A 26,636-nucleotide genomic window follows, 5' to 3' on the forward strand; every position below is an offset into this window, starting at 1 on the left:
TCAGTGCCCAATGATTATCGGTGAGCAACGTACGGTCAGCATTCATCTTGAAAATAAGCCTATTACGACTTTGCCATGCCGAACGTTCTTGAGAACACGCCCTAGTTGAGGCTGATACGCGGAAACCGGGAAGCCATGCTGTCGAACACGAACAGCTCATCGACTTCCACCTGCTCAAAGAAACGATAAAGCGGAAACTGTTCTACCACGGTCCGGATGATGTCCGCACTCAGGCCGTTCATGGTAATCCAGCCGCGGGTGCGGCTGGCGCTGATGGCGTAGGCTTCTACCACGTTCTCCTCGATAAGGCGGTTAATCAGGGCGCGGTGCTGGGGAATCAGGGCAATAAAGTCCTCATTAAAGCTTTCGGGAAACCGGACGGTGACGACAAATCGGGCCATGGTGCGCGGGGAGCTGACTGGCTGATAAACGCCGCCCGCCGGCATAATGTTGGGCCTGAGTGGGCCGCCGGGTAACTTTTTGCCTTCGATTCCGAAATAGGGAAGCATGAACTTTACCATTATCACGCCCACGCACAACCGCCGGCACTACCTGCCCGAAGCCGTGGCCAGCGTGCGGGCCAGCGTCGGCGCCCCGCTCGACCTCACGGTTGAACACCTCATCTACGAGAACGGCTCTACCGATGGCACCCCCGAGTGGCTGCCCACGGCCGCGGCGGAGCCGGGCACCCCGCTGCGCTACTGGACCCAGCCCGCTGCCGTGCGCGCCGGGCGCGCCCGCAACCAGCTTATTGAGCAGGCCAAGCCCGATTCCTGGCTGGTGCCCCTCGACGATGACGACCTGCTGCTGCAGCGCAGCCTGTTTCACTACGCCGACGCCGTACAGGGCCACCCCGGCCGGCCCTGGCTGGTGGCTGATTTCCTGCGCGTAGACCAGGACGGCCGCTACCTGCCCGGGGAGGACTATTACGCCTGGCGCTTCGACACGCCCCGGGCCATGCTGCTCGCCATTTTCCGGGCCGAGCACTTTATTCAGGGCAACGTGTGCTACAGCAAAGCCCTGTTTGAGCAGGTGGGCGGCTACGACGAGCAGCTGGCCATGGCGGAGGATCTGGACCTGTACGTGCGCTTTCTGCTGGCCGGGCACCTGCCGGTTGTCTCATCCCACGTCAGCCACCTGCACCGCTTCCATACCAGCAACGTCAGCATCGGCATGGATGCGGGCAAGCACCACGAGGATCTGCAGGTTATCTACGACAAGTACGCGGCGGCGCTGCAGGCCCTGGAAGTGCCGCGGCCGGGGTAGCTACTGCGGCGCCGCGCGCTTAGCCGCCCGCAGCTTATCAAAGGCCCGGCGGGTGATGATGGCCAGGCGGGCGTCCGGCAGCGAGAAGATGGATACGTACTTTTTGCCCAGCACCAGGTGGCGTTGGCCCGGCACCCGGTCGTGGTAAAGCAGCAGGGTGCAGATGTCGGTGGGCGTGATAAAGGGCGACAGATCGGGCAGGTGAGTGTGCACGCTGGCGTCTACCACCTGGCCTGCCGGGGCCGGCCCCAGCGCAATAAGGCGGTGGTGAAGCTTCTGGCTGGTCAGCAGCTTGCCGGCGGCATCGTAGCGCAGCAGGTAGTCGTTTCCCAGCAGCACCACGCCCGGCCGGATGGGGGCCGTGAGTATGTAAACCCAGAACTGGCTTCCTTTCGGCAAAATAACCGCGTTGAAAGCGGCATCAGCGGGCAGCTCTGCCCCGGGCACCTGCTGCAGGTCGGCCAGGGACTGTTGGCGGATGGTGAGCAGGTGCTGCTCCCGGGGCTGCAGGGCACGGGGCCCGGTACGACGGACGAAAGCCGCCCGGATGCTGTTGTGCGGGTACCGGTAGTCGGCCACTACCCGCGGCGCCCCCGCCGGGCCGCCCACAAACAAGGTCCGCACCGAGTCGCCGGTGGTGTAGCTGATGTAGCCGGACACCTGCGAAAGCGGCTGGCCGCTGGCTTGCAGCAGATCGGTAGAAACCCAGGAAGCCCGCTCCGACTGGTAGAGGGCCAGGCCTTCGTGCAGGATGTCCTGGCTAATGGCTTCGAGGTTGAGTTGGGCGTGGGCAGCCGGAGCCGCGGCCAGCAGCAGGCCGGCAAGGAGTCGATAGTGCACGGTAATGGATTAAATAACAGCGAATAACGTAGTCCAAGGTAGCCATAATGCGGAAATCTACAAGTGGGCAGCTGGTTTTTTACGGCTGCTTATAAAGCACGCCGCCCTTCATGACCAGCTTCACCTGCCGCAGGGTGGTTATGTCCTGCGTGGGGTCCTGGGTCACGGCAATCAGGTCGGCCAGTAAACCCGGGGCCAGGGTTCCGCGGTCGGCCAGGTGAAGAAGGCGCGCATTGCCGCTGGTGGCGGCCCGCAGCACCGTGAGGGGCGGCAGGCCGTAGTCCTGCACCAGCAGCTCCAGCTCGCGGGCATTGTCGCCGTGGGAGAACACGCCCACATCGCCGCCCACCACCAGCGCGACGCCGCTTTTCAGCGCGGCCTGCATGCTGAGGCGCTTTTGCTGCAGCCGCTCGGGCAGGGGCTGCCCCGGTTTCCAGCCGCGGTAGCGCGAAATAGCGTCGCCGGCGGCCACGGTGGGGCACAGGGCCACGCCGCGCTGCTTCATCAGCCGGAACACTTCCAGCGTGCCCCCGTCGCCGTGCTCAATGGTTTCGACGCCGGCCAGCGTCGCCCGGCGCATACCTTCGGGGGTGGAGGCGTGGGCCACCACGGGCCGCCCGGCGGAGTTGGCCGTGCGCACAATCAGGTTCAGCTCGTCCTGGGTAAAGGTGGGGCGGGACGGCTCGTTGGGCCCCCAGCGGTAGTCGGCGTACACCTTGATCAGGTCGGCGCCCTGCCCGATCTGCTCCCGCACGGCCCGGATAATGCCATCCACGCCGTCGGCTTCCTGGGCGCCCTGGGGCACGGCCACGTCGGCCGACAGCTTCGGCCCATAGCTGCCCGTGGCCACCAGAGCCCGGGTGGCGACCAGCAGGCGCGGGCCCGGAATCAGGTTCTGGTCGATGGCCTGCCGGAGCCCTACATCGGCGTAGCCGGCCCCCTCGGAGCCCAGGTCCCGGGCCGTGGTAAAGCCGGCATCGAGCGTTTGGCGGGCGTGGACGGTGGCCCGGGCCACCCGCAGCGCCGCCGACTCCAGCAGCACCTGATCGTTCCAGGGCGTTTCGTTGTAGGGATGCAGCAGCAGGTGGGAGTGGCCTTCAATCAGGCCCGGCAGCAGCGTCAGGCCGGGCAGCTCCAGCGTCTGGACGCCGGCCGGGGCCGTCAGCTGGGCGGCGGGCCCCACGGCTTTTATTTTGCTGCCCTCCACCAATACGGCCCAGCCGGGATGCAGATTCTGGCCGTCGAAAACGGCGGCGGGGCGGAGCAGCAGGGTGGCAGGCACCGGGAGGGTCTGGGCCCGGGCCGCCAGGGCAGTGAGCAGCAGAGGGCAAGCGAGGAGAAGTCGAAGCATGGTGAAGGAGAGTCAGGCCCTAAAGCTACAGCAGCGGCTACAAACCCAGCCCGTAGGAAATGCCGGCCTGCCCCTCCCACACCCACAGGGTAGTAGTGGCGAAAGGCAGGTCCCCGTCTTCTGCCTGTGGCCCCTTCAGCAGCAGCCGCGGGTTCACAAGGCCCTCCAGGTGAAAGCGGCTGCCGAAGATTCGCCGGTAGGTAATATTGGCCCAGAGGCCCGCACCAACTTTATCGGAGGTGCCCTGCTCGCGCCGGCCCACTGCGGTGTAGCCGACCGTGGGGCCCGTCACGAAACCAAGCCGATCGGTAAGGCTGAGCCGGTAGCCCAGCAGGGCCTGGGCCGAAAACAGGTGGTTGTGCAGCGTATTCACCGTGCGGCCCCCGCCAAAGTTCCAGAGGTAAAGCGGATATTCCTGGCGGGCCCGCGCCGCCGTTACCAGTACCCCCACGGCCAGGTGCTGCCCGACCGGAAACAGCGTGTGCAGCCCCAGCGCCGGGGCGCCCTGAAATGACTTTTGCCCCAGGTAGGCATAGCCCCCCGTGAGCATAAGCTTTTGGCCGAAGCCCGGGAGCGTAGTGCCCAGCCCTACCCCAACCAGAAGAAGCAAAAGTCTCATAAAGCCCGGCTAAGAATAAAAAACGAGCCGGCCGCGCACGAAAGCGGCGGCCGGCTCGTGAAGGTAGCGCAAACGGCTAGCCCATGCGGGCGGCCTTCTGCTTGACCTTGACTTTCTTCACCTTTGGGCCCGGGGTCGGCGCAGCCGCCTCGCCCGGCCCGCCGACCAACGTCATTTCCTTCACCAGGTGGCCGGCTCCGGCGTACTTATCCACCACAAAGAGCATGTAGCGCACGTCCAGGGTGATGTTGCGGACCCGGTCGGGGTCAAACATGATGTCGGACATGGTGCCTTCCCAGTTCCGGTCGAAGTTGGTGCCAATCAGCTCCCCGCGGCCGTTGATAACCGGGGAGCCGGAGTTGCCGCCGGTGGTGTGGTTGGTGGCAATAAAAGCCACCGGTACCGTTCCGTTCACGGCATATGGGCCATAATCTTTGCTTTGGTATAATTCCGCGAGCCGGGCCGGAACTTCAAAGTCCGGATTGGTCGGGTCGGCCTTTTCCATCAGCCCGTCGAGGGTGGTGTAGTAGTCGTACTGCACGCCGTCGGCGGGCTGGTAGCCGGCCACCTGCCCGTAGGCGACGCGCAGGGTCAGGTTGGCATCGGGGTAAAACTTCTTATCGGTCTGCATCTGGCGCAGGCCCGCCAGGTAGGTGCGTGCGAGCAGGGCAATGTTGTCGGTAGCCACGTTGTAGGCCGGCAGGATATTCGCCCGGTAATGGCTGATAACGGCAGTGGCAAACTGATAAGCCGGATCATCGGTCAGGGCGCGGGCGTTGCCCTGGCCTACCTCGTCGAGCACCGCGGCGGCCCCGGCTTCGGTTGTCAGGCGGGAGCGGCTGAAGAGCTGGGCGGCGTATTTGGCCCAGCCTTCCCGGCCGGGATACTGCTTCTGCAGGGCCTTCACGTAGTCGGGGAGCAGGGCGGGCGGCGTGCCTTCGGCGTAGAGGGCGAGCAGGGCCGCGGCCACTTTCTGGTCGGTGGGGGCGTTGTAGTTTTTGAAGAAGCCGATCCGGCCCTTCTTGGCTTTTTCGGCGGCCGCGGCCACCTCATCCGCGGGCTTTTTCTGGGCTATCAGATCGGCCAGGTGGGCAATGCTGTTGGCATAGGCCAGCAGCTCCACCCCCAGCACGGCCTCGGTTACGTAGTCGCGGGCCAGGGTGAAGTCGCGGCCGGTGCGGTAGTTCTTTTCGAAGCCGGCCAGCAGCGGGCCATAGCCGGCTTTGCGGGCCTCGTCGCCGCTTTGCACCCACTGCGTGAAGCGGGCTTCCTGCTCCTGCTTGCGCGTCACGGCATCCAGCTTTTTCAGGCCGCGGGTTTCGCCGATCCATTTTTTCCAGTAGTTGGCAATGCCGGCGTACTTGGCCGCGTACTGAATCCGCACTTTGTCGGAGGCCTTCATATCGGCATCGAGCAGGCGCAGCTTGGCGTCCCGGATTTTCACCTTCGCCGGGTTCGATACCGAGTAGGTTTCGTCGACTCCCCAGGAAGTCAGGTACTCGTTGGTGCGGCCGGGAAAGCCAAGGACCAGCGTGAAGTCGCCGGGCTTGATGCCATTGAGCGAGATAGGCAAGTGATGCCGGGGTTTAAACGGCTGATTGGCGGCGGAGTAAGCGGCCGGCTTGTTGTCGGGGCCGGCGTAGATGCGGAAGAGGCTGAAGTCGCCGGTGTGGCGGGGCCAGGCCCAGTTGTCGGTGTCGCCGCCGAACTTGCCGATAGCCGACGGGGGCGCGCCCACCAGCCGGATGTCGGTGAAGACCTCCGTGACGAACATGTAGTACTCGTTACCATTGTAGAAAGGGCGGATAAACGACTGGTAGTGGGTGCCCTGCACCGCGGCCTGCGCCACGCGCTGCAGGTTGGTCTGCACCAGCTTTTCCCGGTCGGTTTCGCTGATGTTGGCCGTCGGGACGCCGGCCAGCACCTGGGCCGTGACGTCTTCCATGCGGATGATGAAGGTGGCCGACAGACCCGGATTGGGCAGTTCCTGCGCCCGGCTCATGGCCCAGTACCCTTTGGTCAGGTAGTCGTTTTCGACCGACGAGTGGCTCTGAATCTGCCCGTAGCCGCAGTGGTGGTTGGTGAGCAGCAGGCCCTGGTCGGAAATGATTTCACCGGTGCAGCCGCCGCCGAACTGCACCACGGCATCCTTCAGGCTGCCCTGATTGACGCTGTAAATCTGCTCGGCAGTCAGCTTGAGGCCTTTTTTCTGCATGTCCGCCTCGTTGAGCTGCTTGAGCAGCAGGGGCAGCCACATGCCTTCGTCGGGGGGAGTAGCCCGCAGGGCAAGGGGCAACAGGAGCAGGGCCAGCAGCGCCAGCGGAGAGAGAGTACGCATGGGAAACGGGGTGGTGTACTACGAAAATACGGGTTCGGCGCCGGATTAAGCCAAAAAAGCCCGCGCTGAACAGCGCGGGCTCGCAAAAAGCAGACTTGGGCACCCTTACGAATGACCCAGCTCGGCTATGGCTGGCTGCGTCCTGTCGGACATGGCCGGCGCCGGCGCGACGCCCGCCGCCGAAACGGCCGAAGTGCTTTCCCAGGCCTGGAAGCGGGAAATTTCGCCCTGGAACTTGGTAATAAACCAGCTGATCAGCGCGAAGTCATCCAGAAAGCCGACCACCGGAATGAAATCCGGGACCAGGTCAATGGGGGAAAGCACGTAGAGCAGCACCGCCACGCCGGAAACGACCGTGGTAGTGTCGATCTGCCGGTAGGCGCCGGTGATAAAGGCCTGCACCATGCGAACCAGCGTGAGGCCCAGATCGGTGAGCTGGGCGAAAGTGCCCTTCGTGCTTTTCTTGTCGGCCAGCTTTTCAGCTACTTCCTTCAGCACGATGGCAATCTGGAAAGGCTTGCCCAGCAGCTTGCTTGCCCGGCCAATGAAAATGTTAAAAATGGCGTTTTTGGAAATTTTAAGGCCTTTTTCGGCGAGGGAAGACATACGCAACGGTTAAGAGTAGGAAGTTGGAAGGCTGTACGAATCCATATTCAAATGGTTAAGCCGCCGGCCGCCGGAAAAAGCGGTGGGCTGCAAGGATTGCGCAATTAGTCTACCTTCGCCCCGCACCAATCCCCGCTGGCCCATGCCCACCGCCCGCCCCGAGCCCGGCACCTTCGTGCCCTACTTTACCAACTATATCAGCCGCGTGCCCGAAGGCACCGAGCCGCTGGCCATGCTGCGGCAGCAACCCGCCGAGCTGCGCCAGCTTATCGGCGGCCTCAGCGAAGAGCAGGCCCTGACCCGCTACGCGCCCGGCAAGTGGACCATCAAAGAAATGCTGCTGCATATCGTCGACACGGAGCGCATCTTCAGCTACCGGGCCCTGCGCATTGCCCGCGGCGACCAGCAGCCGCTGCCCGGCTTCGATGAAAACGCCTATGCCGACGCGTCCGGGGCTAACGAGCGGACCCTGAGCGACCTGCTGGCCGAGTACGAGGCGGTCCGTCAGGCCACGGTGGCCTTGTTTCAGAGCTTCCCGCCCGCCGTGCTCGACCGCCCCGGCACGGCCAGCAACAACCCGCTGACGGTACGGGCCCTGCTGTTTGTAGCGCCCGGCCACGAAGCGCACCACCTGTATATTCTGCGCGAACGGTACTTGCCATTGCTGGGCTAACTATCTTCGCACAACACCCCCTGGCGCTCCTGCGTTAAGGATTCGTAGTTCATTTCTCCCCAAAACCATTTTGCACCATGGCTAAAGCACAAGACGCCCGCAAGGAAAAAAAGAAGGAGCCGGCTAAAACCACCAAGGAAAAGAAGGCCGCCAAAGACGAAAAGAAAAAATCTAAAACCAGCAGCAGCGAATAGCTGAGCGGGTACGCCTGCAACAGCAGCGGGGCGCAGAGTGGCACAAGTGCTGCTTTGCGCCCCGCTGCTTGTTTTTGGCGTTCAGCTACAGCGTGTAGTACACTTCCTTTTCCTTGTCGTGGTGGTGGATGTAGCCGTGCAGGGTCAGCTTGATCAGGATCTGGTAAGCCCGGCGCTTGCCCAGGTTACCCAGGCGCATGTACTGCGCCAGCGTGATGCGCGGCTGTTGCCGCAGGTACTCCAGCACGGCCAGCTCGTGGCGGTTGAGGGGCACCAACTCCAGCTGGCTGGGCGCGTCGCGCGCCAGCGCTTTTTCGGTTAGGCCACTGGTCTGCACGCTTTCGTCGCGCACGCGCACGTAGCCGCGCCAGTCGCCCTCGGCTACCTGGGCGCGGTGGGGCTTGCAACGGCTTTCCGCCACCGTCACGATGATAACCGTGCGGCCGTCTTCCTCCACTTCCTCAAACTCCAGGTTCAGCGGCGGCTCCACGTACTGGGCGGCGGCCATTTGGAGCAGGTAAATTTCTTCCGCCGGGTCGCGCACGCCCACCACCCGGCCGGCATCGTCGATGCCGACCAGCACGTGGCCGCCGTGGGTGTTGGCCAACGAGGTCAGGGTGCGGGAAATCCGGGTCGGGTGGGTGGTCTTCTTCTTGAATTCAACCCGTTCGCCTTCGCCCTGCTTTATCAACTCGTGCAGATCCGGCATAATTCTCAGCTGTAAGTGTGGGCGGCTCGTTTGCGGCCAGGCGCCGGGCGACCTACGTCAGGAGCGCGGGGCCGCCACCAGCTAAGCAGATCCGTGACCAGCTAAACCGAGCTTAGCCAATGCCGGTTTCCTGCGCCGAAATCTGCCACAGCCGGCTGGCTTCGGCGCGGTTCTGCGCCCGGCCCGACAGCAGGCGGGCCGGCTTGCTGTGCTTGAAATACCGGCCGCTGATGTGGGCCACCTCCGGGGCCGAGGCCAGAAAAATGCTGGTCTGCGCCCCGCGCTCCGGACTGATCATGAAGGGTTTGCCCAGGCTCCACGCCATTTTCAGCAGGCCGGTCCGGCCCGGCGCTACCAGGCCCGTATCCACAATGCCGGGGTGCAGGCAGTTAGCGGTGATGCCGGTCAGGTCGAGACGGTGGGCCAGTTCGTTGGTAAACAGGATGTTGGCCAGCTTCGAGTCGCAGTAGGCGGCAAAGGCGCTGTATTTCTCCGGGTCGTTGCGCAGCACCTGCGAGGGCTCGATTTCGCCCAGCCAGTGCCCATCCGAAGCTACCGTAACCACGCGGGCCTGCCCGGCGGCGTCGAGCTGGGGCAGCAGCAGGTTGGTAAGGGCAAACACCGCTAGGTGGTTGGTTACCCAGCTCAGCTCATGGCCTTCCCGGGTAATGGTGAGCGGGCCGGGCATCACGCCGGCGTTGTTTACCAGCACGTCGAGCTTATCGTAGCGTCGGCCGACCTCCGCGGCCAGGTCGCGTACGTTGGCAACCAGCGACAGGTCGCAGAGCTGCACATCGACCCGGGCGCCGGGCATGGCCTGCAGAATGGCAGCGCGGGAGGTTTCGGCCCGGCCGGCGTCGCGGCATACCAGCACGAGGTGGGCGCCGCGGCGGGCCAGCTCCCGCGCCGTCACAAACCCGATGCCGCCGGAAGCACCGGTGATGAGCACGGTTTTGCCGTGGAGAAGTTTGGGGTCAACGAAAGCGGCCATGAAGCAGGGGAGAAGAGCACGGAAAAATGGCCGCGGCAGCGGGCCGGGGTAGTAACGCTGAAACGCTACCGGGAAGTTTTGTCTTTTACAAGATTCCCGGCCAAGCAAAATGCCGCTCCCTGACGGAAGCGGCATTCTATGCTAAGCCGAAAAGCAACCGGAGCTACTTTAAAACGGCAGGTCGTTGTCGTCGTCGCTGGCAATGGGGGCTGCTGGCTGCGCGCGCAGACTAGGGTTCTGGTTTTGGGCCGGTGCCGCGGCCCGGGGAGCCGCCTGCTGGTTGTAACCCCCGGCGGCGGGAGCCCCGCCACCCGTGCCGGCCTCAATGCGCCAGGCTTCGAGGTTGGTGAAGTACAGCATCTGGCCGTTCTTGTTGAAGCCGCGGCCTCGCAGGTTGAAGGTGACTTTTACTTCGTCGCCAACTTTAAAAGGGTCGATGAGGGCAGTTTTGTCCTGCACCATCTGGAACTTGATATGCTCAGGGTATTGGCCATCCTGAACTTCGAGCACGAATTCGCGCTTGCGGAATTTCTCACTCACCTGCTGTTCGTCGAAAATCTCGTGCAGGCGGCCGGTAGCTTCGTAAGCCATAGGAAAGGATATTAAGAGGGGGTTGAAACGTAAACAAACGTACGAAAAAAAACGCGTTTTGGCCAGCCGCCGCCCCCGAAATCGGGGCCGGTCCTGTGCGTATCTTTACCCCGTAATTCCACCCAATCTGCCCGCAGAGGCCCGTTACGCATGATTTATCCCTTCGCTTTAGCCCTGCACGGTGGGGCCGGTACCATCTCCCGCACCCTGATGACGCCCGCGGCCGAGCTGGCCTACCGGCAGGCCCTGCAGGTAGCCACGGAAGCGGGCTATGCTGTTCTTCGTCAGGGCGGTCCGGCGCTGGATGCGGTGGAAACGGCCGTGCGCAGCCTCGAAGACTGCCCCCTGTTCAACGCCGGCAAAGGCGCCGTGTTCACCCACGAAGGCCACCACGAAATGGATGCCGCCATCATGGACGGCCGCGACCGGGCTGCCGGGGCGGTGGCCGGGGCGCGTACCGTGCAGAACCCGATTCGGGTGGCCCGGCTGGTAATGGAAAAAACCGACCACGTGCTGCTGGCTCACCCCGGCAACGATGAGCTGGCCCGCGAGCATGGCCTGCCCACCCAGCCCGCCGAATACTTTTTTACCGAGCACCGCTTCGCCCAGCTGCAGGAAGCGCTGGCCGATGGCAAGATGCGCCTCGACCACAGCGACGCCAAAGCGCCGCAGGCCGGGCCCGCCGCTTTGGCAGACGAAGACCCGAAGAAAAAAATGGGCACCGTGGGCGCCGTCGCCCGCGACCAGCACGGCAACCTGGCCGCCGCCACCAGCACCGGAGGCATGACCAATAAGCGCTACTCCCGGATCGGCGACTCGCCCATCATCGGTGCCGGCACCTTCGCCGACAACCGGACCTGCGCCATCAGCTGCACCGGGCACGGCGAGTTCTTTCTGCGCGCCGTGGTGGCCCACGACATTTCCTGCCTGATGGACTACCGCGGCCTGAGCCTGGCCGAAGCCTGCCGCGTCGTGGTGCACGACAAGCTGGCGCCGGCGGGGGGGGAAGGTGGCCTGGTGGCGGTGGATGGGTTTGGCAATATGGCCCTGCCCTTCAATTCGGACGGCATGTACCGCGCCAGCCTTTCGTCGGAAAGCCCGCTGTACGTGGGCATTTACAAGGACTAGCGGCCCCCGGAAAAACGGACCGTATATATAAGGAGTAGCCGGGCCCGGTTTCGGGCCGGTTTTACTAAAGCAGAAAGGCCGGCTCTCGTAGCGAGAACCGGCCTTTCTGCCTGCTACAGTCAGCCCTGTAGCCCGGCCGCTCAGGCCGAGGTCAGGGGCGGGACGACGATGGAGGCCGGGGAAGCTTCCACCGCGGGCACGTGCAGGGTTTTGTCGGCGTAGAATTTCCGCTCGGCAATGTCGTAGACGTTGCCCTTGGCCAGCACGTGCATCACGACGTGCTCCAGCGAAATGGCCGTGCCTTTCTTGGCGGCCGCGGCGTTGTTGTGCTGGATGTTGTGGCCGTCCATGATGATGACCAGATTGGAGCCGATGGTTTCGATCAGGCCGCCGTTGGTGATAAGGATGCCGGTATCTTCGCCCAGCCCGATGCCGATCAGCTTGGGGTGCAGGGCCACGGCTTCGATCAGGCGGCCGAAGCGGCCCCGCTTCACGAAGTGGGAGTCGATGATGGTGTTGCGGGTCAGGGCCAGGCCGGTGCCCATCTTCACGGCACCCTTCATCAGGGCATCCGGCACGCTGCCGCCCCGAATCATGATCTGCGACATGGCCATGGCCCCGGCGCTGGTACCGGCAATGACGAAGTGCGACTCCTTGTAGTAGCGCTCCGTCATATGGACCAAGAACTCACTGTCGCCGAACATTTCCTTGAGGCGGGACTGGTTGCCGCCGCTCATCATCACGATGTCGGCCGCCAGCAGGCGCGCCAGGTATTCGGGCTGCCGGGCATCTTCGGGCGTGCGGATATCCATGATGCCGATGTTCGAGCAGTTGAGCATGGCAAACGAGGAGACGTAGATCTTCGCCACTTCCTCCGGAATCATGGAGGCCGTCGTGATGACCTCGATGCGTGGATCCGTCTTCCCCGACTCCAGCACCACCCGCTTGATGATGCCGAGCTCGAAGAAATTCAGGTAGTATTTTTTCTTGGTACGCGGGTTAGGGTAGGTTCCCTTGTCTTCATTGCCGCCGATGGCAATTAACTTCCCGAGAGGTTTCTGTGCTTTCAACGCCAATGAGTCAACTTAAAAGAAAACGAAAAGTAACAACTGCCGACGGGCAAGCAAGGTTCACGCCACATAGCCCCCGGCATCCCCGTAATTTACGCCGGCCGGCCTACTAATACGTCAAAGGTACTGGTGGCTACGGAGTGGTAGTTGGGCCGGGCCTCGGCGTAGAGCGCCTGGGCTTTTTCCCGGCCCCCGGGCGCGCTCAGCAGCGCTTTGTAGAGCGGCACCAGAAATTTACGGCGGCCCACGTGAGTCAGAAACTGGTGCAGGGCGCCGGCGGCAGGGGCGTAGCCGGCGGCAATGGTCAGTGGAAACCAGGCGGCCAGAATTTCGGCGTTGCCGGACTGCGTAAAGTGAAATGCGTCATCCAGCTCCTGCACCCGTTCCCGGGAAATCGGTTTCGGCAGCCCGTGCAGGAAATGAACCCACTCGTGGCTGCTCCACTCGGACACCGCCAGTTCCGCCGCCGGCGTACCTTGCTGCCAAGTGCGCAAAGCATCGTCTACGGCCGTAAACCGGGCGGAGCTGACGGGTGGGGCCCCGGCCGGAATCCCGGGGCCATTGATCCAGGCGTCGAGCTGCAACTGCTCTTCCAGCCCCGGCTCCTGGTCCAGCAGCTCCCGGCGCAGGTAGGCCACGAACGACGCCGTGTCCATCGACTGGAAGCTGTGGCGGGCGAAGTACTCCTTAATAAAGGAGTCCAGCTTTTCGCGGCCGACGAGGTGCTCCAGGGTGAGCAGGAGGTAGTCGCCTTTCTCGTAGGCAATTTCGTTGAGCCCTTCGTCCGGGTCGCGCCCGGCCAGGTCGAGGTGCAGGTGGGTGTCTTTGCTGTCGGCCCCCAGCTCCGCAATGGTATGGAGCAGGCCCGTATGGCCCAGTACCTGGAGCATGTCGGCGTAGGGGCGGCCGTAGAGCTTCTCCATAATGCGTCGCTCGAAGTATACCGTGAAGCCCTCATTCAGCCAGAAATCATTCCAGGTGGCGTTGGTCACCAGGTTGCCCGACCAGGAGTGAGCCAACTCGTGGGCTACCAGGCTGGTCAGGCTCCGGTCGCCGGCCAGAATGGTAGGCGTTACAAATGTTAAGCGTGGATTTTCCATGCCGCCGAACGGAAAGGAGGGCGGCAGCACCAGCAGATCATACCGGTCCCAGCGGTAGGGGCCATAGAGCTGCTCGGCGGCGCCCACCATTTTTTCCAGGTCCACGAACTCGCGGGTAGCGGCGGGTAGGGTGACGGGCTCGGCGTAGATACCGGTGCGGGTGCTCAGCGGGGTGAATTCCACGTCGCCGACGGCCAGCGCCATCAGGTAGGCCGGAATGGGCTGGTCCATCCGAAACGAGTACTGGCCGCTGGCCGAGCGGGCCTGCGGGTTTTCGGCGCTCATCAGCGCCAGCAGCTCGGCGGGCACCCGCACCCGGGCCTCGTAGGTGAAGCGGATGCCCGGCGAGTCCTGGCACGGAATCCAGGTGCGCGCCAGGATGGCCTGCGACTGGGTGAACAGGAACGGGTGCTGGCGGCCGGCGGTCTGCTCGGGCGTGAGCCACTGCAAAGCGGCTGCCCCAGGAGTGGTGCGGTAGCGCAGCGTGACGGTCGTCGTGTCGGGCCTGATGCTTACGCGCAGCGCCTGGCCGAGCACTGTATCGTCGGCTCCTGTTTCAAACGGCGTATGTTCGCCGTCGAGCCCGCCCAGCAGAACGGCTTCAATTTCCAGATGGCGGGCGTCGAGCCAGAGGTCGGTGGCGCCGGTGTGGTTGTCGAGGGTCCAGGTGGCGTGGCCGGCCAGGGTGCGGCTGGCAAAATCAACCTGCAGCTCGAGGGCCAGGTGGCGAACCTGAACGTCGGTGGGGCGGGCGTAGCTGTGCGGGTCGGGGGTAGGCATGAGGCGGGCGGGGAGTGCGGACGAGGTAATGGGTACGGCAAAGCCGACGCGGGCGGCGGGCGGCGGCAAATATAAATCAAAACCCTGCGCCCGTTGCGCCGGGAAATTGGTTGGAACGGCTATCAGCAAAACCCTTACCTTGCGGGCAGCGGTGGAATACTGCCGGGCCGACAACCCATCGGGGCGGAAAACAGTAAAACGCGCAGGTCCTGGATGCCGGTCTGGTCAGCTTTTTGACTAGCGGGCCCCACGGGCGCTACTGCCCATTCCTACCACCTCTCGCAAGATTCATGAACCAAGTAAATCGACCTGCCTTCTTCACCACGCTGCTGTTCTGGTTGATGAGCCTGACGCTCATCACCACGTCGTGCAGTCAGGATCAGAAGGATAAGATTCAGAGCGCGGCGGACTCCGTCACCTCTGGTATTACCAAGGCCGGCGGGGCCCAGCCCACGCTCGACAGCGTGTACATCGTGCGGGCCATGAATGCCGAACCCGCCTTTAAGGAACAGCTCATCTGGGCCAAGAAATTCTACCGGGAGCGGGAGTTCCGCCTCGGCTGGTTCCGCAACCACGAAATAGTGCCGCAGGCCAAAACCCTGCTTGGCGTTATCAATAAAGCGGCCGACGAAGGCCTCGACCCGAAGAAGTACAAGGTCAAAGACTTCGACAAGCTGTTTGCGGACCTGGAAAAAGCCCAGGGCGACTCGACGAAGCGCAACGCGCTGGAAAAGCAGATTGACGTGGCTTTATCGGGGACGTATTTCAACTATGCGTCTGACTTCTACCGTGGTAGGGTTAACCCGCGGGAAGTGAAGGGCATTGACTGGGATGTGAAGCGCAACAAGATCAAGCTGCACAAGGCCCTGATGACGATTCTGAAGGAGCGCGAAAGCACCTATCCGTACTACGAATTTGAGCCCCTGCACCCGGAGTATGACGGCCTGAAGAAGGCGCTGGCCGAGTACCGCGCCATTCAGCGCAATGGCGGCTGGCCCCTGCTGCCCGCCGGCACCAAGCTGAAGCCCGGCGACTCATCGCCGAACGTAGCCTTGCTGCGTCAGCGCCTGCTGGGCACCGCCGCGGATACGGCGGCTCCGGCCCCTGCGACTGCCACGCCGGTACAGCCCGTGGCCAATGGCGCGGCTACACCCGTTGCCGTGGCGGCCCCCAAGTACGACGGTGAGCTGGTGCTGGCCGTGAAGGAGTTTCAGCGCGACATGGGCCTGAAAGTCGATGGCATTGTCAGCGGCGAAACGGTGAAGCAGCTCAACGTGCCGGTGTCGGATCGGGTGCGGCAGATTACCGTGAACATGGAGCGGTGGCGCTGGGTCCCCAAGCGTTTTGAGAAGGACTATCTGCTCGTCAACATTCCCGACTACAAGCTGCACGTTGTCGAAAACGACAAGGAGGTTTTCGACATGCGCGTCATTGTGGGCAAAACCCTGAACGCCACGCCGGTCTTCAGCGACAAGGTAGAGTACGTGGTTTTGTCGCCCTACTGGAACGTGCCGTGGAGCATCATTGAGAAGGAAATGAAGCCCAAGCTCATGAGTAATCCTTCCGCTTACCTCGACCGGCTCGACATGGAAGTGGTGCGGGGCTACGGGAAGAAAGCCGTGGCAGTGGACCCCAATTCTATCGATTGGTCCAGCATTGAGCAGAAAACGTTTAAGTACACCGTCCGCCGCCGGCCCGGTCCGAAAAACGACCTCGGGGAGGTGAAGTTCATCTTCCCCAACTCGAATGACATCTACCTCCACGACACGCCCCACGATGAGCTGTTCAGCCAGTCCAAGCGCGGCTTCAGCCACGGCTGCGTCCGGGTAGCTGAGCCCCTCAAACTGGCAGAATACCTGCTGCGCAACAAGCCCGGCTGGGACATGCAGACTATCCAGGATACCATTGCCGAGCGTCGCGAGAAGTACGTGTCCCTGAAGGAGACGGTGCCCGTATACCTGGTATACTTCACGGCCTGGGTTGACCCGGCCGGCCACGTCAACTTTCGCGAAGACATTTATGGGCACGATACGGCCCTCGCCAAAGAGTACTTTCAGTAAAGCCTAACGTAGGTCAGGAGCCAACTCCTGATTCGCCACCCGGAAAGCCCCGACTGCCCGCGCAGTTGGGGCTTTTCGTTTGCCGACACCTCCACGCTACAACAGGACCGACTCACTAACCCGTGGCTGCAAGGGCTGCCCTATGGCTGGCTAGACGGGTCGGAGTGCCGATTGACGAACAGGGCCAATCAGAGCAGTGTAATGTATAATTGTAAACAAAGGAGTAGCCTTCACAAGAAGATCTAACAAAAGTAACCCAAAGCCGCAGATGACGCATAAATGTTAATAAGCGAGGGAGGCAGGTTCTCTCCGGGGAATGCAGTAGATTTGTAAATAAGCTACTTTCACGCATGGTTGAGCGCATCCGCAGAATTTTAGAAGTACGGCAACTGTCCCCTACGCAGTTTGCCGATGCTATTGGTATTGCCCGGCCCATTGTGAGCCATATCCTTAGCGGCCGCAATAAGCCCAGTCTGGAAGTGGTGCAGAAAGTAATTGCTGCTTTTCCGGACCTGTCCCTGCCGTGGCTTCTCAGTGGCAGCGGAGGAATGCTGGCTTCGGCAGCACCCCTGGTAGCTCAGGAGCCTGCCCGGGAGCCAGCAACGGCAGCTGAGGCCGTAGCACGCCCCAGACGAGCCCGAGCCGTGGTTGAACCGCCGGCACCTCCTGTCGCCATCCCGACGGCTGCAGTGGCCCGTGAAATAACCACTCAGCTGCCGCTGCATCTGGTAACAACTCCTCCCGTGTCCTCAGCAGCTACCGAGCCCGTAGCGGCCCCGGTAGAAGCAGCGCCGCCACAGCCGCAAGCAAGCCCTCCCCCAGCAATGGTGGCAACTCCCGCTCCGCCCATCATAAGCGCAGCCGCTGCCCCTGCCCCTGCCCGTGTCGCTCCGGCCCTGGCTTCAGCTTTCCTGAGTGGATCGGAAAAGGCTATTCGGCGCATCGTCATCTTCTACCACGACGGCACCTTCGCGGATTACCAGCCAGAAAAATAAATCCGGAAAGCCCCGCAATGCGTAGGTCTGAACGGGCCCAGGTCAGGGTATGGGCTTTCCTGCCAGCAGCAGTGTCTGATAAGTCTTCTCTGAAGCATTATGCTAGCCTGGTACAATTTGGCAGATTGGCTTTTCCACAGCGGCTCAGACTCCTGTTTAGCAATGAAAAGGTCTTTGTTGGTGAGCGTATAGGGGACTTTAAGGATGCCATAATTATAAAAATATATATGAGTAATTGCGAGTCTTTCTATAGCGTAAATTACATTTTAATTTGTTTTTTATCAGTTAGTTAGCTGCGTATTGCTATACGAAAGAGTGAACAGTATTAACTCTCCATTCAACCGGGGTTGATTATAGGTTAAGTTACAATAGGCAAGGGTTCATTTTATCGAACGGCAGAAACTCCGGAAAAACAGTTTCTGCTAAGGCGGTTGACAGAGGTCTGACGTCGAAAAAGACAATGCTCCGCAAAGAAGACTCCGCTAACGTGTTTAGCCGGCAAGAATTTCAACCATATACTTTGCGTCCTGAATATTACAGTGCCGTAGCTTTCGGGTATCCGAAGCACAAAGGGGCGGCGCTGCTGAGGAAGTAGTATATTCTCTGATTAGGTGTTACATATGTTTCAGCCCTGTGGGCTGAGACGCCCAGGCTTGCCTCGCAAAACAAGTAACATATCTGTTGCGACGAGCGGACTGCCGCTGGGCTGTTTGTGGCCGGGCCAAAAAAGGGCGGTGAGGTTACTGGGATAAAGCTTGGCGGTTTTGGGGGTGGTGCTTACCTTTGGGTCATGAAAAAGTCCCTGCTGCTCCTGCTGTTCGCTGCCTGCGCTTCCTTGTCCCTCACGTCCTGCGAACAGGCACCCGACGCTGAGAAAGACCCCAACGCCGATGCCGCCTATAAGCGCAGCCACCGGGCTGATGGATACCGCGAAGCTCAGCGTAGCAACCCCGCTCAGTAAGTAGCCCTCGGCGGCTGGCAACGCTTCTCTTTCTGCTATCATAAAAAGCCCCACCCGATTTACTTCGAGTGGGGCTTTGCTATTTGTGGCGGGTTGGAACCTTGCCCGAGCCTATCAGGCGGAAACGGGTACGAGCGTCGCCGTCAGATCAGGCAGGTAGATGTCTTCCAGCAGGGCATTTTCGAGCAGGTCGGCCCAGGTGCGCAAGTACAGCACCACATCATCGCGCTGGTTATGGCGCAGGGCATTGCGGCGCTCAATGGGAATAGCCCGGCGGATGGTGGCGTCGGAGAGGCGCTCGAGGTGGGCCAGGTCGGTGCGGGTAAAGCCCAGGGCCAGCATCTCGTCGATAGTAGCGTCGATGGGCAGGCCACTGGTAGGGCAGTAGTCGGTAAGCTGCCGCTCCCAGTCGCCGTAGCGCTGCATAGCGCGGGCGTGGATTTCGGCTTTGGTGAGGTGGGTGATGGTCTGGGCGAGGTGGCCGCAGTTGCAGCTGCCCATGTGCCCCCACTGGTAGGGCGCTTCGGTGGCGAGGCGCTGGGCGGTGTTGCGCAGGGCCTGAATAACGGGAAGGGTGCTCTTAGCCATACAAAAATGAGCTTGAGGGGAATCAACCGGGGAAAAGACTGGTACGCTGATAAGCCGGATGATAAGGGTTTTGTTTCAGCTGGTGAGTTGGTTGGACCGAAAAATCAGCTAACGGCCCTTGGAATCACGCCTACAAAAAAACGCCCGGTCCTGCGACCGGGCGTTTTTTGTAGCCAGTACGGGTTGCAAACCGCGGTTAGCGGCCGCTGTTGCCGCGATACGGCCGCCGGGGCTGACCGCTGCCGCTGCCACCGGCAGCTCGCTCCCCAGCGGGCCGGGGGCTACTGGAAGAGCGGCCGCCGCCGCCGCTTCCTGCCGGGCGCGACTCACTGCGGCCGGTGCCACCGGAGCGGGCTGCGCCTTCGGCCCGGGGCGGGCGGGCATCACCACCCCGACCGGGGCGGGCGGGCCGGCCGGCGGGACCTTTGGGGCGCTGAATGGCCGGGCCACCGGTGAGGGGCACGGGCACCACGAAGGGGCTGAAGTACGGATGGTCGGAAACGACCGGAATCTGCTTGCGGATCAGCTTCTGAATGTCCTGTAGGTAGGCGCGCTCCTCTTCGTCGCAGAAGGTGAGGGCCTTGCCGTCGGCGCCGGCGCGGCCGGTGCGGCCGATGCGGTGCACGTAGGTTTCGGGCTCGTTCGGAACTTCGTAGTTAATCACGTGGGTCAGCTCGTCCACGTCGATGCCGCGGGCGGCAATGTCGGTGGCCACCAGCACGCGGGTGCTGCCGGCCTTGAAGTTCGACAACGCCCGCTGGCGGTGGTTCTGCGACTTGTTGCCGTGAATGGCTTCGGCCGGAATATTACCTTTGGCCAGGGTCTTCACCACCTTATCGGCCCCGTGCTTGGTGCGGGTAAACACCAGCACGCGCTTGATAGCCTTATCCTGCAGAATATGCTCCAGCAGCTCGGGCTTGTCGTTTTTGGGTACCATAAACACCGACTGGGTGATGGTATCGGCCGTGCTCGACACGGGCGTGACGGCCACCTTCACCGGGTTCGGCTTCAGGATGGAGCCGGCCAGCTCCTGGATCACGCCGGGCATGGTGGCCGAGAAGAACAGCGTCTGGCGCGAGGCCGGCAGCTTGGGCAGGATGCGCTTGATATCGTTGATAAAGCCCATGTCCAGCATCCGGTCGGCCTCGTCGAGCACGAACACCTCGATGTGGCGCAGGTCCACGAAGCCCTGGTTCATCAGGTCGAGCAGGCGGCCGGGGGTGGCAATGAGGATTTCCACGCCGCGCTTCAGGGCGTTGACCTGGGGCGTCTGGCCCACGCCGCCGAAGATGACGGTGTGGCGAATGGGCAGGTGGCGGCCGTAGGCGGCAATGCTTTCCCCGATCTGGATGGCCAACTCACGGGTCGGGGTGAGCACCATGCAGCGGATGCGCGAGTGCGAATGATTTTCCAGCTTGGCCGTCTGGCTCAGAATCTGGAGGATGGGCACGGTGAAAGCCGCCGTTTTGCCGGTGCCCGTCTGGGCCACGCCCAGCAGGTCACGGCCGTCGAGCACGTGCGGAATAGCCTGCTCTTGAATGGGGGTTGGGGTAGTGTAGCCTTCCTCGTGCAGGGCACGCAGGATGGGCGCAATTAGATTGAGTTCGTCGAACGTCATCAGAAGGGAAATGGGAGAAAAAAAGGCCGCGGCACAGGTTGAAACGGCCGGTTGCAGCCCTTTTTAAAGAAAGCAGGCTGCGGGTACAGAAAAAAGAAAAGGAAAGTGGGCCTGAAAGACCGGAAATGACCGGGGCGTGGAGCCGGATTGGTCAGAAAACGTATAAGCCCAACAGAATGCCGGAGGCTTTCGGCTCCATTTTGAAAAAACTATTTCTCACTCGTATCCAGGCTTATGAACGTCACCGACCGCCACCTACTCTACGATGGCCACTACAAACTTACGCAACTCCTGGTGCAGGACGGTGCCCAGCAGCTCAAACGGGAGCGGTTTGAGCCCGGACCGGCCGTCGGAGCCCTGGTTTTCGACACCCGAAAGCAGCGCTACGTCTTCGTGCGGCAGTTTCGGGTGGGTCCTGAGTCGGAGGTGCTCGAAATTCCGGCCGGCATGCTCGATCAGGAAGATACGAGCCCCGAAGAAGCCGTGCGCCGCGAAATCCGGGAGGAGCTGGGCTACGACGTCGACAAGCTGGAGGCCATCGTGGAGTGCTTCGCGTCGCCGGGTAACAGCGCCGAAAAGTTCTACCTCTACTACGCCGAGGTCAGCCGGCAGACCGGCGCCGGGGGCGGCGTGGCCGAGGAGCATGAGCAGCTCGAAATAGTGCTGCTCACGCGGGCCGAGCTGGCGGCCGAGCCCTGGCAGGATGCCAAAACCCTGGTGGCCGTGCAGTGGGAGCGGCTGCGCCAGCAGTAAGCGCTGACGTTTACCATTTGGAAAAACAGCTACTAAAAAGCCGAGCCGGTTGTAAACCAGGTTCGGCTTTTTAGGGGGTCAGCAAAGCTGAAAAAGCGCTTTACTGCGGGCTGATGATGTATTCGAAGCTTTGCTTGAGCTTGGAGTCGGTGATGGTAAGCGTGAGGGGCTGCGCGGTTTCGGTTTTAACAAATGGAATGCTGCGCGTGCTCTTGTACTGATCCTGGTTCCAGAAGCGGCCGGTGCCCGGCGTGAGCGTCTGGGCGAAAACCTCCTTGCCGTCCTTGTCCTTGGCCGACAGCGCCAGCAGGGAAGGGTCGGCATTCTGGGCGCCGCGCCGGTACATGGTCACGGTCAGCTCACCGCCGGGGGGCAGCGTGCGCAGGCGGCGCTGGTAGGTGCTGTCGGCCCAGCGGTTCATCTCGCGCTGCGCGTCGATGGCAGTGAGCATCTCGGCGTAGGGACGGTAGGCCACGCGGGTCATGGTGGCGTCTTTCTGGGAGTCCTCGTCAGTGTTTTTGGTCACGTTCTGCACCAGCGCACACTCTTCATCCTTCTTCGGCCGCAGGTAGCGCTTGCGCTCGGGGGTAATCATCTGGGCCGAAGCCGCCAGCGACGACAGCAGGGAAACGAGCAGGAAAAGTTTTTTCATCAGGGTATAGTAAAGAAGAAGCCGAACGGCGGCCGGGCCGCGCCGCCCAAAGGTACGCAGGCGGCCGGCCGCCGCCGCGGCCCCGCGTTCAAACCCCGTGCCGGAACGACGGAACCCCCGCCGGCCGCGCCGAACCACGCGCCCAAAAAAGTTGACAAAGCCGTAACACGGCCGTAATAGCGGCATCACACCGGCCGACGACCTTTGAAATAGGTTAATCGTCCTGATCATATGCACGCTCCCGCCGCAGTTCCGTTGTTGCGCCGCCTGGCCCGGGGGCTGGCTTATGGGTTGTTCCAGGCCGCGCTGGGGCTGGCCTTCGCGGGCCACTCGGCCGCGGGCGTCTGGTCGCCCTTCCGGCTCGGCGGCGAGGAGCGGCAGAAAATCCCGACCCGGCCCCGCCGCCGGGCCCGTCTGCATGCTAACCCCGCCCTCGGATGAGTGAACTCAAGCGCCCGCGCCGGCGAAAAGTAGAAGTAGTAGTCGTGTCCGATGTGCACCTGGGCACCTACGGCTGCCACGCGGCCGAATTGCTGCGCTACCTGAAAAGCGTGAAGCCCCGGGTGCTGGTGCTCAACGGCGACATTGTGGACATCTGGCAGTTCAGCAAGCGCTACTGGCCCGCCGCCCACATGCGGGTGGTGCGCTACCTGGCCGGCCTGGCCGCCAAAGGCACCAAGATCCACTACCTGACCGGCAACCACGACGAGCTGCTGCGCAAATTTGCCGGTACCCACCTGGGCAACTTCCGCATCGACAACAAGCTGGTGCTCGACCTGCCCGACGGCAAAGCCTGGCTGTTCCACGGCGACGTGTTCGACGTGACCATGCAGCACTCGCGCTGGCTGGCCCGGCTCGGGGCCCACGGCTACGACTCGCTGATTCTGCTCAACCGCGTCGTCAATTTCCTGCTCCACAAGCTGGGCCGGCCCCGCGTGGCGCTGTCGAAGGCGGTGAAGAACCGGGTGAAGGGCGCCGTGAACCTGATCAGCGGCTTCGAGCAGACCGCCGCCCGCATTGCCGTCGACAATGGCTACCGCTACGTGGCCTGCGGGCATATTCACCACCCCGAAATCAAAACCGTGACCACGCCGGAAGGCGAGGTGGTGTACCTGAACTCCGGCGACTGGGTCGAAAACCTGACGGCGCTGGAATATTCCGCCGCCACCGGCTGGCAGCTCTACCGCTACGCCGACGACCCCGCTATGCAGCAGGCGGCGCCCCACGAAATTGACGCCGGCGACCAGGCCGCCGATACGCCCGTTACCGAGCTGCTCAGTGATTTGCTGGTGGAGCTCAACCTGCACCCGCCCGCGGCGGCCCCGTCACCAGCCTAACTCCTTATGCCCCGCATCCTTTACGCCATTCAGGGCACCGGCAACGGCCACCTCAGCCGCGCCCTCGATATCGTTCCGCTGCTTGAGCAGCACGCCAGCCGCGTCGACGTGCTGGTCAGCGGGCCGCCGGCCGACATCCGGCTGCCGTTTGCGGTGAAGTACCGCTGCCACGGCATGGGGTTTGTATTCGGCAAAAAAGGCGGCATCAACTTCGTCAAGACCTTCTGGCAGCTCAACTCCGCCGCCTTTCTGCGCGAAATCCGCCAGCTGCCCGTCACGTCGTATGACCTGGTCATCAGCGACTTCGAGCCGGTGTCGGCCTGGGCCTGCCAGCTGCGGCAGGTGCCCTGCGTGGGCCTGAGCCACCAGAGCGCCGTGCTGAGCGACTACGCCCCGCGCCCCCGGCAGGAAGATCTGCTCGGGCGGGCCGTGCTGCGCCACTACGCGCCCACCACGGCCCAGGTCGGCTTTCACTTCGAGCGCTACGAGTCCGGCATTCACACGCCCGTCATCCGGCGCCAGGTGCGCGAGCTGACCCCGCAGAACGACGGCCACTACACCGTCTACCTGCCCGCTTTTGATGAGCCGACCCTCGTGCGCCGCCTGCGCTACCTGAGCGCCACCACCCGCTGGGACGTGTTTTCCAAGCACAGCCAGCAGGAATCGGAGCAGGGCCTGGTGCGGGTGCGGCCCGTGAGCGGCGCCGCCTTTACCGACAGCCTGGCCCGCAGCGCCGGGGTGCTGTGCGGGGCCGGCTTCGAGACGCCCGCCGAGGCGCTGTACCTGGGCAAGAAGCTGCTGGTGATACCGATGAAAAACCAGTACGAACAGGCCTGCAATGCCGCCGCCCTGGCCCGCCTGGGCGTGCCCGTGGTGAAGGGCCTGCAGGACAAGCACCTGGCCGGCCTCGACGAGTGGCTGCAAACCGGCCGCCCGGTGCCGGTGCAGTACCCGGATGAAACGGCCGCCGTTATCAGTCAGCTGCTGCTGGCGCACCTGCCGGTGGCAGTGCGCTAGCCGGGCTTATTTCCCAATTGCTGCCAAAACACGTTCTTACCGAATGCCCGATATTATTGTCGACCTGCCCGCCGCTTTCTTTCCCGCCACCACGCCCACGCCCTATTGCCGCGCCGACTTTGGCCCGGACTTCCACTGGGGGGTAGCGGCGGCCGCCTACCAAACCGAAGGCGCCTGGAATCAGCGCGGCAAGGGGCCCAGCATCTGGGACGAGTTTGTGCGGCGCCCGGGCCGCATCCGCCGCGGGGAAACGGCCAAGATTGCCGCCGACTTCTACCACCGCTGGCCCCAGGACCTGGAGCTGCTCTACCAAATGGGCATCCCGGATTTCCGCTTTTCCGTGGCCTGGTCGCGGGTGATGCCCCAGGGCACGGGCGCTGTCAACGCGGCCGGGATGGACTTCTACGACCGCCTCATTGATGGGTGCCTGGAGTGCCATATCACGCCCTGGGTTACACTCTACCACTGGGATTTGCCGGCCGCCCTGCAGCGCCGCGGCGGCTGGACCAACCCCGACGTGGTGGGCTGGTTTACTGATTACGCCCAGCGCGTGGCCGCCCGCCTCGGCGACCGGGTGCAGCACTGGATGGTGCTCAACGAGCCGATGGTGTTTGTGGGGGCCGGGCAGCTGCTGGGCCTGCACGCGCCGGGTAAGCGCAGCCTGGGCGGTTTTCTGGCCTCCGTACACCATGCCGCGCTGGCCCAGGCCGAGGGCGGCCGGGCCCTGCGGGCCGCGCTGCCCGCCACGGCCCGGATCGGCACTACCTTTTCCTGCTCGCAGGTTACGCCCTGGCGGCCCACGCTGCCCCGCGACGTGCGTGCTACCCGCCGCGCCGACGCCCTGCTCAACCGGCTGTTTGTGGAGCCCGCGCTGGGCCTGGGCTACCCGGTGGCCGACCTGCCGCTGCTCAGCTGGCTGGACCGCTACCACCGCCCCGGCGACGAGGCCCGCCTGCCCTTCGCCTTCGACTTTCTGGGGGTGCAGAACTACACCCGCGAAGTGGTGCGCTACTCGCCTTTCGTGCCGCTGGCGTGGGCTTCGCTGGTCGGGGCGAAGCAGCGCGGGGTGCCCTATACCCAAATGGGGTGGGAGGTGTACCCCGAGAGCCTCTACCATATGCTGCACCAGTTCGGGGCCTATGCCAATGTGCCCCGCCTGCTCGTAACGGAAAACGGGGCGGCTTTCCCCGACACGGTGACTGCTGCCGGCTGTATTCCGGATGCGGGTCGGCGGGCCTACCTGCGGGCGGCCATCGGGCAGGTGCTGCGCGCCCGGCGGGAGGGCGTGCCCGTCGACGGCTACTTCGCCTGGTCTTTCACCGACAACTTCGAGTGGGCCGAAGGCTACGAGCCCCGCTTCGGGCTGGTGGGCGTCGACTTCGCCACCCAGCAGCGCACGGTAAAAGAATCGGGGCGCTGGTACCAGCGCTTTCTGGCAGGAGAGAAGGTTGAGCAAAATGCCGGCCCGCTGCTGGAATCGGCGCGCGGCCTGCCGGCGGCCCGGAAGTAGCGGGGCGGCTTGCCAACGACAGGGTTTGCCAGCCCTACTTCCATTTTTCGGGATACACGCTGATGCCTGCCAGCAGGAAGCGCGGCAGCCGTCCCATGGTTTCCTGGCGCTCGGTGTTGGCCGAAAAGGAGTTAAGGCTGTACACGCGGTTGTTGAGCAGGTTGCGGGCCGACAGCGTTAGTTTCACCCGCTCGCCCGTGAAGAGAAACTTACTGACGTTGACATCAACCAGCAGGTTGGAGTTGCTGCCGCCCGCGGCATACGAGTTCAGCACGGCCGTGGCCGCTACCTGCGTGAAGGGGCTGCCGCCCCACTTCTTGTCCAGCCGAAAAGCCGGCTCGTGCCGGGCATTGCGCACTGCCGCCGCGCCGGCCGCGGAAGAGGTTTGCTGGGTAAAAACGGTGCGCCAGTCCAGCTTGAGTACGGTGCCCTGCGGGCCGTTCCACTTCACCCCGGCCGCCGCCACCCCCAGGAAAGTACGGAGCGGCAGCACGGTTCCCTGCGTCAGAATGGCGCCCTGCAGCCATTGGGCGGTAAAGAAGGAGTGCAGACTGTAGGATTTTTGCTGATTGAGCTGAAACCACAGCACCGACGCCGACGTGGCCCGGACGCGCACATCGGGCTGCCCGTAGGTGCGGGACAAAAAAACCAGGGAGCTGAGCTGGACGTCCGTTAGAACAGGCTGTTCATCCCGGCTGCGGCGGGCCGGTACTCTACAAAATCCTCCGGCCAGAAGCTGGCCTGGGGCTGGCGCTGCAGCGTGGCGGCATCCAGGTAGTGCCCAGAGCCAGGCCAGCAGCAGCACGGGCAATGCGTCGGCCTCCAGCACCACCAATACCCTAACCTATAAGGGCGAGGTTACGGTGTACCAGACCACCGGCCTGATCGA

At 63.1% G+C, this 26,636-nt stretch carries 26 protein-coding genes; 11 read left to right on the plus strand and 15 right to left on the minus strand.

Annotated features, from left to right (window positions below; genetic code table 11):
- Window positions 1–101: 101 nt before the first annotated feature.
- Complete coding sequence (locus ABD842_RS17685; RefSeq protein WP_345116866.1) at window positions 102–401, minus strand: hypothetical protein; 300 nt, start codon at window positions 399–401, stop codon at window positions 102–104.
- Window positions 402–507: 106 nt separating this feature from the next.
- On the opposite strand from ABD842_RS17685, the gene ABD842_RS17690 reads away from it, so the two are divergent.
- On the plus strand, window positions 508–1,266 hold the full coding sequence (locus ABD842_RS17690) for a glycosyltransferase family 2 protein (protein ID WP_345116868.1): 759 nt from the start codon (window positions 508–510) through the stop codon (window positions 1,264–1,266).
- Here ABD842_RS17690 and ABD842_RS17695 read toward each other — a convergent pair whose 3' ends face one another.
- From ABD842_RS17695 to ABD842_RS17715, 5 genes are all read right to left on the minus strand, one after another.
- Window positions 1,267–2,106: a hypothetical protein gene (locus ABD842_RS17695; RefSeq protein WP_345116870.1), complete on the minus strand. Its 840-nt coding sequence runs from the start codon at window positions 2,104–2,106 to the stop codon at window positions 1,267–1,269.
- Window positions 2,107–2,185: 79 nt separating this feature from the next.
- Complete coding sequence (locus ABD842_RS17700) at window positions 2,186–3,457, minus strand: metal-dependent hydrolase family protein (RefSeq protein ID WP_345116872.1); 1,272 nt, start codon at window positions 3,455–3,457, stop codon at window positions 2,186–2,188.
- A 37-nt stretch (window positions 3,458–3,494) separates the two neighbouring features.
- Window positions 3,495–4,076, minus strand: coding sequence for a hypothetical protein (locus ABD842_RS17705; protein WP_345116874.1), 582 nt, complete (start codon window positions 4,074–4,076; stop codon window positions 3,495–3,497).
- A gap of 76 nt (window positions 4,077–4,152) precedes the next feature.
- Entirely contained in the window at window positions 4,153–6,414 is a 2,262-nt protein-coding gene (locus ABD842_RS17710) for a S46 family peptidase (RefSeq protein WP_345116876.1), read from the minus strand.
- 105 nt (window positions 6,415–6,519) lie between these two features.
- Window positions 6,520–7,020, minus strand: a complete 501-nt coding sequence (locus tag ABD842_RS17715; protein WP_345116878.1) for a YkvA family protein — start codon at window positions 7,018–7,020, stop codon at window positions 6,520–6,522.
- Window positions 7,021–7,162: 142 nt separating this feature from the next.
- On the opposite strand from ABD842_RS17715, the gene ABD842_RS17720 reads away from it, so the two are divergent.
- Window positions 7,163–7,693 carry a DinB family protein gene (locus tag ABD842_RS17720; protein ID WP_345116880.1) on the plus strand — a complete coding sequence of 177 codons (531 nt, stop codon included), beginning with the start codon at window positions 7,163–7,165 and terminating at the stop codon, window positions 7,691–7,693.
- Window positions 7,694–7,972: 279 nt separating this feature from the next.
- Here ABD842_RS17720 and ABD842_RS17725 read toward each other — a convergent pair whose 3' ends face one another.
- The 3 genes from ABD842_RS17725 to ABD842_RS17735 all read right to left on the minus strand — a co-directional run bounded on the left by ABD842_RS17725 (window position 7,973) and on the right by ABD842_RS17735 (window position 10,178).
- Window positions 7,973–8,596, minus strand: a complete 624-nt coding sequence (locus tag ABD842_RS17725) for an AlbA family DNA-binding domain-containing protein (protein ID WP_345116882.1) — start codon at window positions 8,594–8,596, stop codon at window positions 7,973–7,975.
- A gap of 112 nt (window positions 8,597–8,708) precedes the next feature.
- Window positions 8,709–9,587 carry an SDR family oxidoreductase gene (locus tag ABD842_RS17730; RefSeq protein WP_345116884.1) on the minus strand — a complete coding sequence of 293 codons (879 nt, stop codon included), beginning with the start codon at window positions 9,585–9,587 and terminating at the stop codon, window positions 8,709–8,711.
- Window positions 9,588–9,755: 168 nt separating this feature from the next.
- Window positions 9,756–10,178 carry a DUF3127 domain-containing protein gene (locus ABD842_RS17735; protein ID WP_345116886.1) on the minus strand — a complete coding sequence of 141 codons (423 nt, stop codon included), beginning with the start codon at window positions 10,176–10,178 and terminating at the stop codon, window positions 9,756–9,758.
- A 150-nt stretch (window positions 10,179–10,328) separates the two neighbouring features.
- Here ABD842_RS17735 and ABD842_RS17740 point away from each other — a divergent pair, with 150 nt between their 5' ends.
- A complete protein-coding gene (locus tag ABD842_RS17740) occupies window positions 10,329–11,306 on the plus strand; it encodes an isoaspartyl peptidase/L-asparaginase family protein (protein ID WP_345116888.1) in 978 nt (325 codons plus the stop codon).
- Window positions 11,307–11,446: 140 nt separating this feature from the next.
- On the opposite strand, the gene ABD842_RS17745 is transcribed toward ABD842_RS17740, so the two are convergent.
- Both ABD842_RS17745 and ABD842_RS17750 read right to left on the minus strand, forming a co-directional pair.
- Window positions 11,447–12,376: a cyanophycinase gene (locus tag ABD842_RS17745; RefSeq protein WP_345116890.1), complete on the minus strand. Its 930-nt coding sequence runs from the start codon at window positions 12,374–12,376 to the stop codon at window positions 11,447–11,449.
- Window positions 12,377–12,468: 92 nt separating this feature from the next.
- Complete coding sequence (locus ABD842_RS17750; RefSeq protein ID WP_345116892.1) at window positions 12,469–14,256, minus strand: M1 family metallopeptidase; 1,788 nt, start codon at window positions 14,254–14,256, stop codon at window positions 12,469–12,471.
- Between the two features lie 290 nt (window positions 14,257–14,546).
- On the opposite strand from ABD842_RS17750, the gene ABD842_RS17755 reads away from it, so the two are divergent.
- The 3 genes from ABD842_RS17755 to ABD842_RS17760 all read left to right on the plus strand — a co-directional run bounded on the left by ABD842_RS17755 (window position 14,547) and on the right by ABD842_RS17760 (window position 18,272).
- Window positions 14,547–16,316, plus strand: a complete 1,770-nt coding sequence (locus tag ABD842_RS17755) for a L,D-transpeptidase family protein (RefSeq protein WP_345116894.1) — start codon at window positions 14,547–14,549, stop codon at window positions 16,314–16,316.
- Window positions 16,317–16,666: 350 nt separating this feature from the next.
- Entirely contained in the window at window positions 16,667–17,311 is a 645-nt protein-coding gene (locus ABD842_RS21235) for a helix-turn-helix domain-containing protein (RefSeq protein WP_425553205.1), read from the plus strand.
- A 790-nt stretch (window positions 17,312–18,101) separates the two neighbouring features.
- Window positions 18,102–18,272 (plus strand): hypothetical protein, encoded by a 171-nt coding sequence (locus ABD842_RS17760; protein WP_345116896.1) that lies wholly within the window; start codon window positions 18,102–18,104, stop codon window positions 18,270–18,272.
- 114 nt (window positions 18,273–18,386) lie between these two features.
- Here the strand turns inward: ABD842_RS17760 and ABD842_RS17765 are convergent, their stop codons facing one another.
- Window positions 18,387–18,860 (minus strand): hypothetical protein, encoded by a 474-nt coding sequence (locus tag ABD842_RS17765; protein WP_345116898.1) that lies wholly within the window; start codon window positions 18,858–18,860, stop codon window positions 18,387–18,389.
- A 196-nt stretch (window positions 18,861–19,056) separates the two neighbouring features.
- Window positions 19,057–20,478 (minus strand): DEAD/DEAH box helicase, encoded by a 1,422-nt coding sequence (locus ABD842_RS17770; protein WP_345116900.1) that lies wholly within the window; start codon window positions 20,476–20,478, stop codon window positions 19,057–19,059.
- Between the two features lie 234 nt (window positions 20,479–20,712).
- Between ABD842_RS17770 and ABD842_RS17775 the strand changes: the two genes are divergently transcribed.
- A complete protein-coding gene (locus tag ABD842_RS17775) occupies window positions 20,713–21,231 on the plus strand; it encodes an NUDIX domain-containing protein (protein WP_345116903.1) in 519 nt (172 codons plus the stop codon).
- Window positions 21,232–21,331: 100 nt separating this feature from the next.
- Here ABD842_RS17775 and ABD842_RS17780 read toward each other — a convergent pair whose 3' ends face one another.
- Complete coding sequence (locus tag ABD842_RS17780) at window positions 21,332–21,883, minus strand: hypothetical protein (protein WP_345116905.1); 552 nt, start codon at window positions 21,881–21,883, stop codon at window positions 21,332–21,334.
- 231 nt (window positions 21,884–22,114) lie between these two features.
- On the opposite strand from ABD842_RS17780, the gene ABD842_RS17785 reads away from it, so the two are divergent.
- The 4 genes from ABD842_RS17785 to ABD842_RS17800 are packed head-to-tail and all read left to right on the plus strand — an operon-like array spanning window position 22,115 to window position 25,747.
- Window positions 22,115–22,324 carry a hypothetical protein gene (locus ABD842_RS17785; protein ID WP_345116907.1) on the plus strand — a complete coding sequence of 70 codons (210 nt, stop codon included), beginning with the start codon at window positions 22,115–22,117 and terminating at the stop codon, window positions 22,322–22,324.
- Window positions 22,321–23,220 (plus strand): UDP-2,3-diacylglucosamine diphosphatase, encoded by a 900-nt coding sequence (locus tag ABD842_RS17790; protein ID WP_345116909.1) that lies wholly within the window; start codon window positions 22,321–22,323, stop codon window positions 23,218–23,220. The genes ABD842_RS17785 and ABD842_RS17790 overlap by 4 nt, the downstream gene beginning before the upstream one ends.
- A 6-nt stretch (window positions 23,221–23,226) precedes the next feature.
- Window positions 23,227–24,237 (plus strand): glycosyltransferase family protein, encoded by a 1,011-nt coding sequence (locus ABD842_RS17795; protein ID WP_345116911.1) that lies wholly within the window; start codon window positions 23,227–23,229, stop codon window positions 24,235–24,237.
- Window positions 24,238–24,280: 43 nt separating this feature from the next.
- A complete protein-coding gene (locus ABD842_RS17800; protein WP_345116913.1) occupies window positions 24,281–25,747 on the plus strand; it encodes a GH1 family beta-glucosidase in 1,467 nt (488 codons plus the stop codon).
- A 34-nt stretch (window positions 25,748–25,781) separates the two neighbouring features.
- Here the strand turns inward: ABD842_RS17800 and ABD842_RS17805 are convergent, their stop codons facing one another.
- Entirely contained in the window at window positions 25,782–26,390 is a 609-nt protein-coding gene (locus tag ABD842_RS17805) for a hypothetical protein (protein ID WP_345116915.1), read from the minus strand.
- Window positions 26,391–26,636: the final 246 nt, after the last annotated feature.

Origin of the sequence: Hymenobacter algoricola, from assembly GCF_039539525.1 — a bacterium.
Classification (GTDB): Bacteria; Bacteroidota; Bacteroidia; order Cytophagales; family Hymenobacteraceae; genus Hymenobacter; species Hymenobacter algoricola.

Bases quoted from the DNA above. Each gene is read 5' to 3' on its own strand.
- ABD842_RS17700 (WP_345116872.1), bottom strand. From the start codon at position 3,457: ATGCTTCGACTTCTCCTCGCTTGCCCTCTGCTGCTCACTGCCCTGGCG.
- ABD842_RS17780 (WP_345116905.1), bottom strand. From the start codon at position 21,883: ATGAAAAAACTTTTCCTGCTCGTTTCCCTGCTGTCGTCGCTGGCGGCT.
- ABD842_RS17705 (WP_345116874.1), bottom strand. From the start codon at position 4,076: ATGAGACTTTTGCTTCTTCTGGTTGGGGTAGGGCTGGGCACTACGCTC.
- ABD842_RS17765 (WP_345116898.1), bottom strand. From the start codon at position 18,860: ATGGCTAAGAGCACCCTTCCCGTTATTCAGGCCCTGCGCAACACCGCC.
- ABD842_RS17760 (WP_345116896.1), top strand. From the start codon at position 18,102: ATGAAAAAGTCCCTGCTGCTCCTGCTGTTCGCTGCCTGCGCTTCCTTG.
- ABD842_RS17735 (WP_345116886.1), bottom strand. From the start codon at position 10,178: ATGGCTTACGAAGCTACCGGCCGCCTGCACGAGATTTTCGACGAACAG.
- ABD842_RS17725 (WP_345116882.1), bottom strand. From the start codon at position 8,596: ATGCCGGATCTGCACGAGTTGATAAAGCAGGGCGAAGGCGAACGGGTT.
- ABD842_RS17730 (WP_345116884.1), bottom strand. From the start codon at position 9,587: ATGGCCGCTTTCGTTGACCCCAAACTTCTCCACGGCAAAACCGTGCTC.
- ABD842_RS17750 (WP_345116892.1), bottom strand. From the start codon at position 14,256: ATGCCTACCCCCGACCCGCACAGCTACGCCCGCCCCACCGACGTTCAG.
- ABD842_RS17710 (WP_345116876.1), bottom strand. From the start codon at position 6,414: ATGCGTACTCTCTCTCCGCTGGCGCTGCTGGCCCTGCTCCTGTTGCCC.
- ABD842_RS17715 (WP_345116878.1), bottom strand. From the start codon at position 7,020: ATGTCTTCCCTCGCCGAAAAAGGCCTTAAAATTTCCAAAAACGCCATT.
- ABD842_RS17740 (WP_345116888.1), top strand. From the start codon at position 10,329: ATGATTTATCCCTTCGCTTTAGCCCTGCACGGTGGGGCCGGTACCATC.
- ABD842_RS17755 (WP_345116894.1), top strand. From the start codon at position 14,547: ATGAACCAAGTAAATCGACCTGCCTTCTTCACCACGCTGCTGTTCTGG.
- ABD842_RS17685 (WP_345116866.1), bottom strand. From the start codon at position 401: ATGGCCCGATTTGTCGTCACCGTCCGGTTTCCCGAAAGCTTTAATGAG.
- ABD842_RS17800 (WP_345116913.1), top strand. From the start codon at position 24,281: ATGCCCGATATTATTGTCGACCTGCCCGCCGCTTTCTTTCCCGCCACC.
- ABD842_RS17775 (WP_345116903.1), top strand. From the start codon at position 20,713: ATGAACGTCACCGACCGCCACCTACTCTACGATGGCCACTACAAACTT.
- ABD842_RS17795 (WP_345116911.1), top strand. From the start codon at position 23,227: ATGCCCCGCATCCTTTACGCCATTCAGGGCACCGGCAACGGCCACCTC.
- ABD842_RS17785 (WP_345116907.1), top strand. From the start codon at position 22,115: ATGCACGCTCCCGCCGCAGTTCCGTTGTTGCGCCGCCTGGCCCGGGGG.
- ABD842_RS17720 (WP_345116880.1), top strand. From the start codon at position 7,163: ATGCCCACCGCCCGCCCCGAGCCCGGCACCTTCGTGCCCTACTTTACC.
- ABD842_RS21235 (WP_425553205.1), top strand. From the start codon at position 16,667: ATGGTTGAGCGCATCCGCAGAATTTTAGAAGTACGGCAACTGTCCCCT.
- ABD842_RS17690 (WP_345116868.1), top strand. From the start codon at position 508: ATGAACTTTACCATTATCACGCCCACGCACAACCGCCGGCACTACCTG.
- ABD842_RS17770 (WP_345116900.1), bottom strand. From the start codon at position 20,478: ATGACGTTCGACGAACTCAATCTAATTGCGCCCATCCTGCGTGCCCTG.
- ABD842_RS17790 (WP_345116909.1), top strand. From the start codon at position 22,321: ATGAGTGAACTCAAGCGCCCGCGCCGGCGAAAAGTAGAAGTAGTAGTC.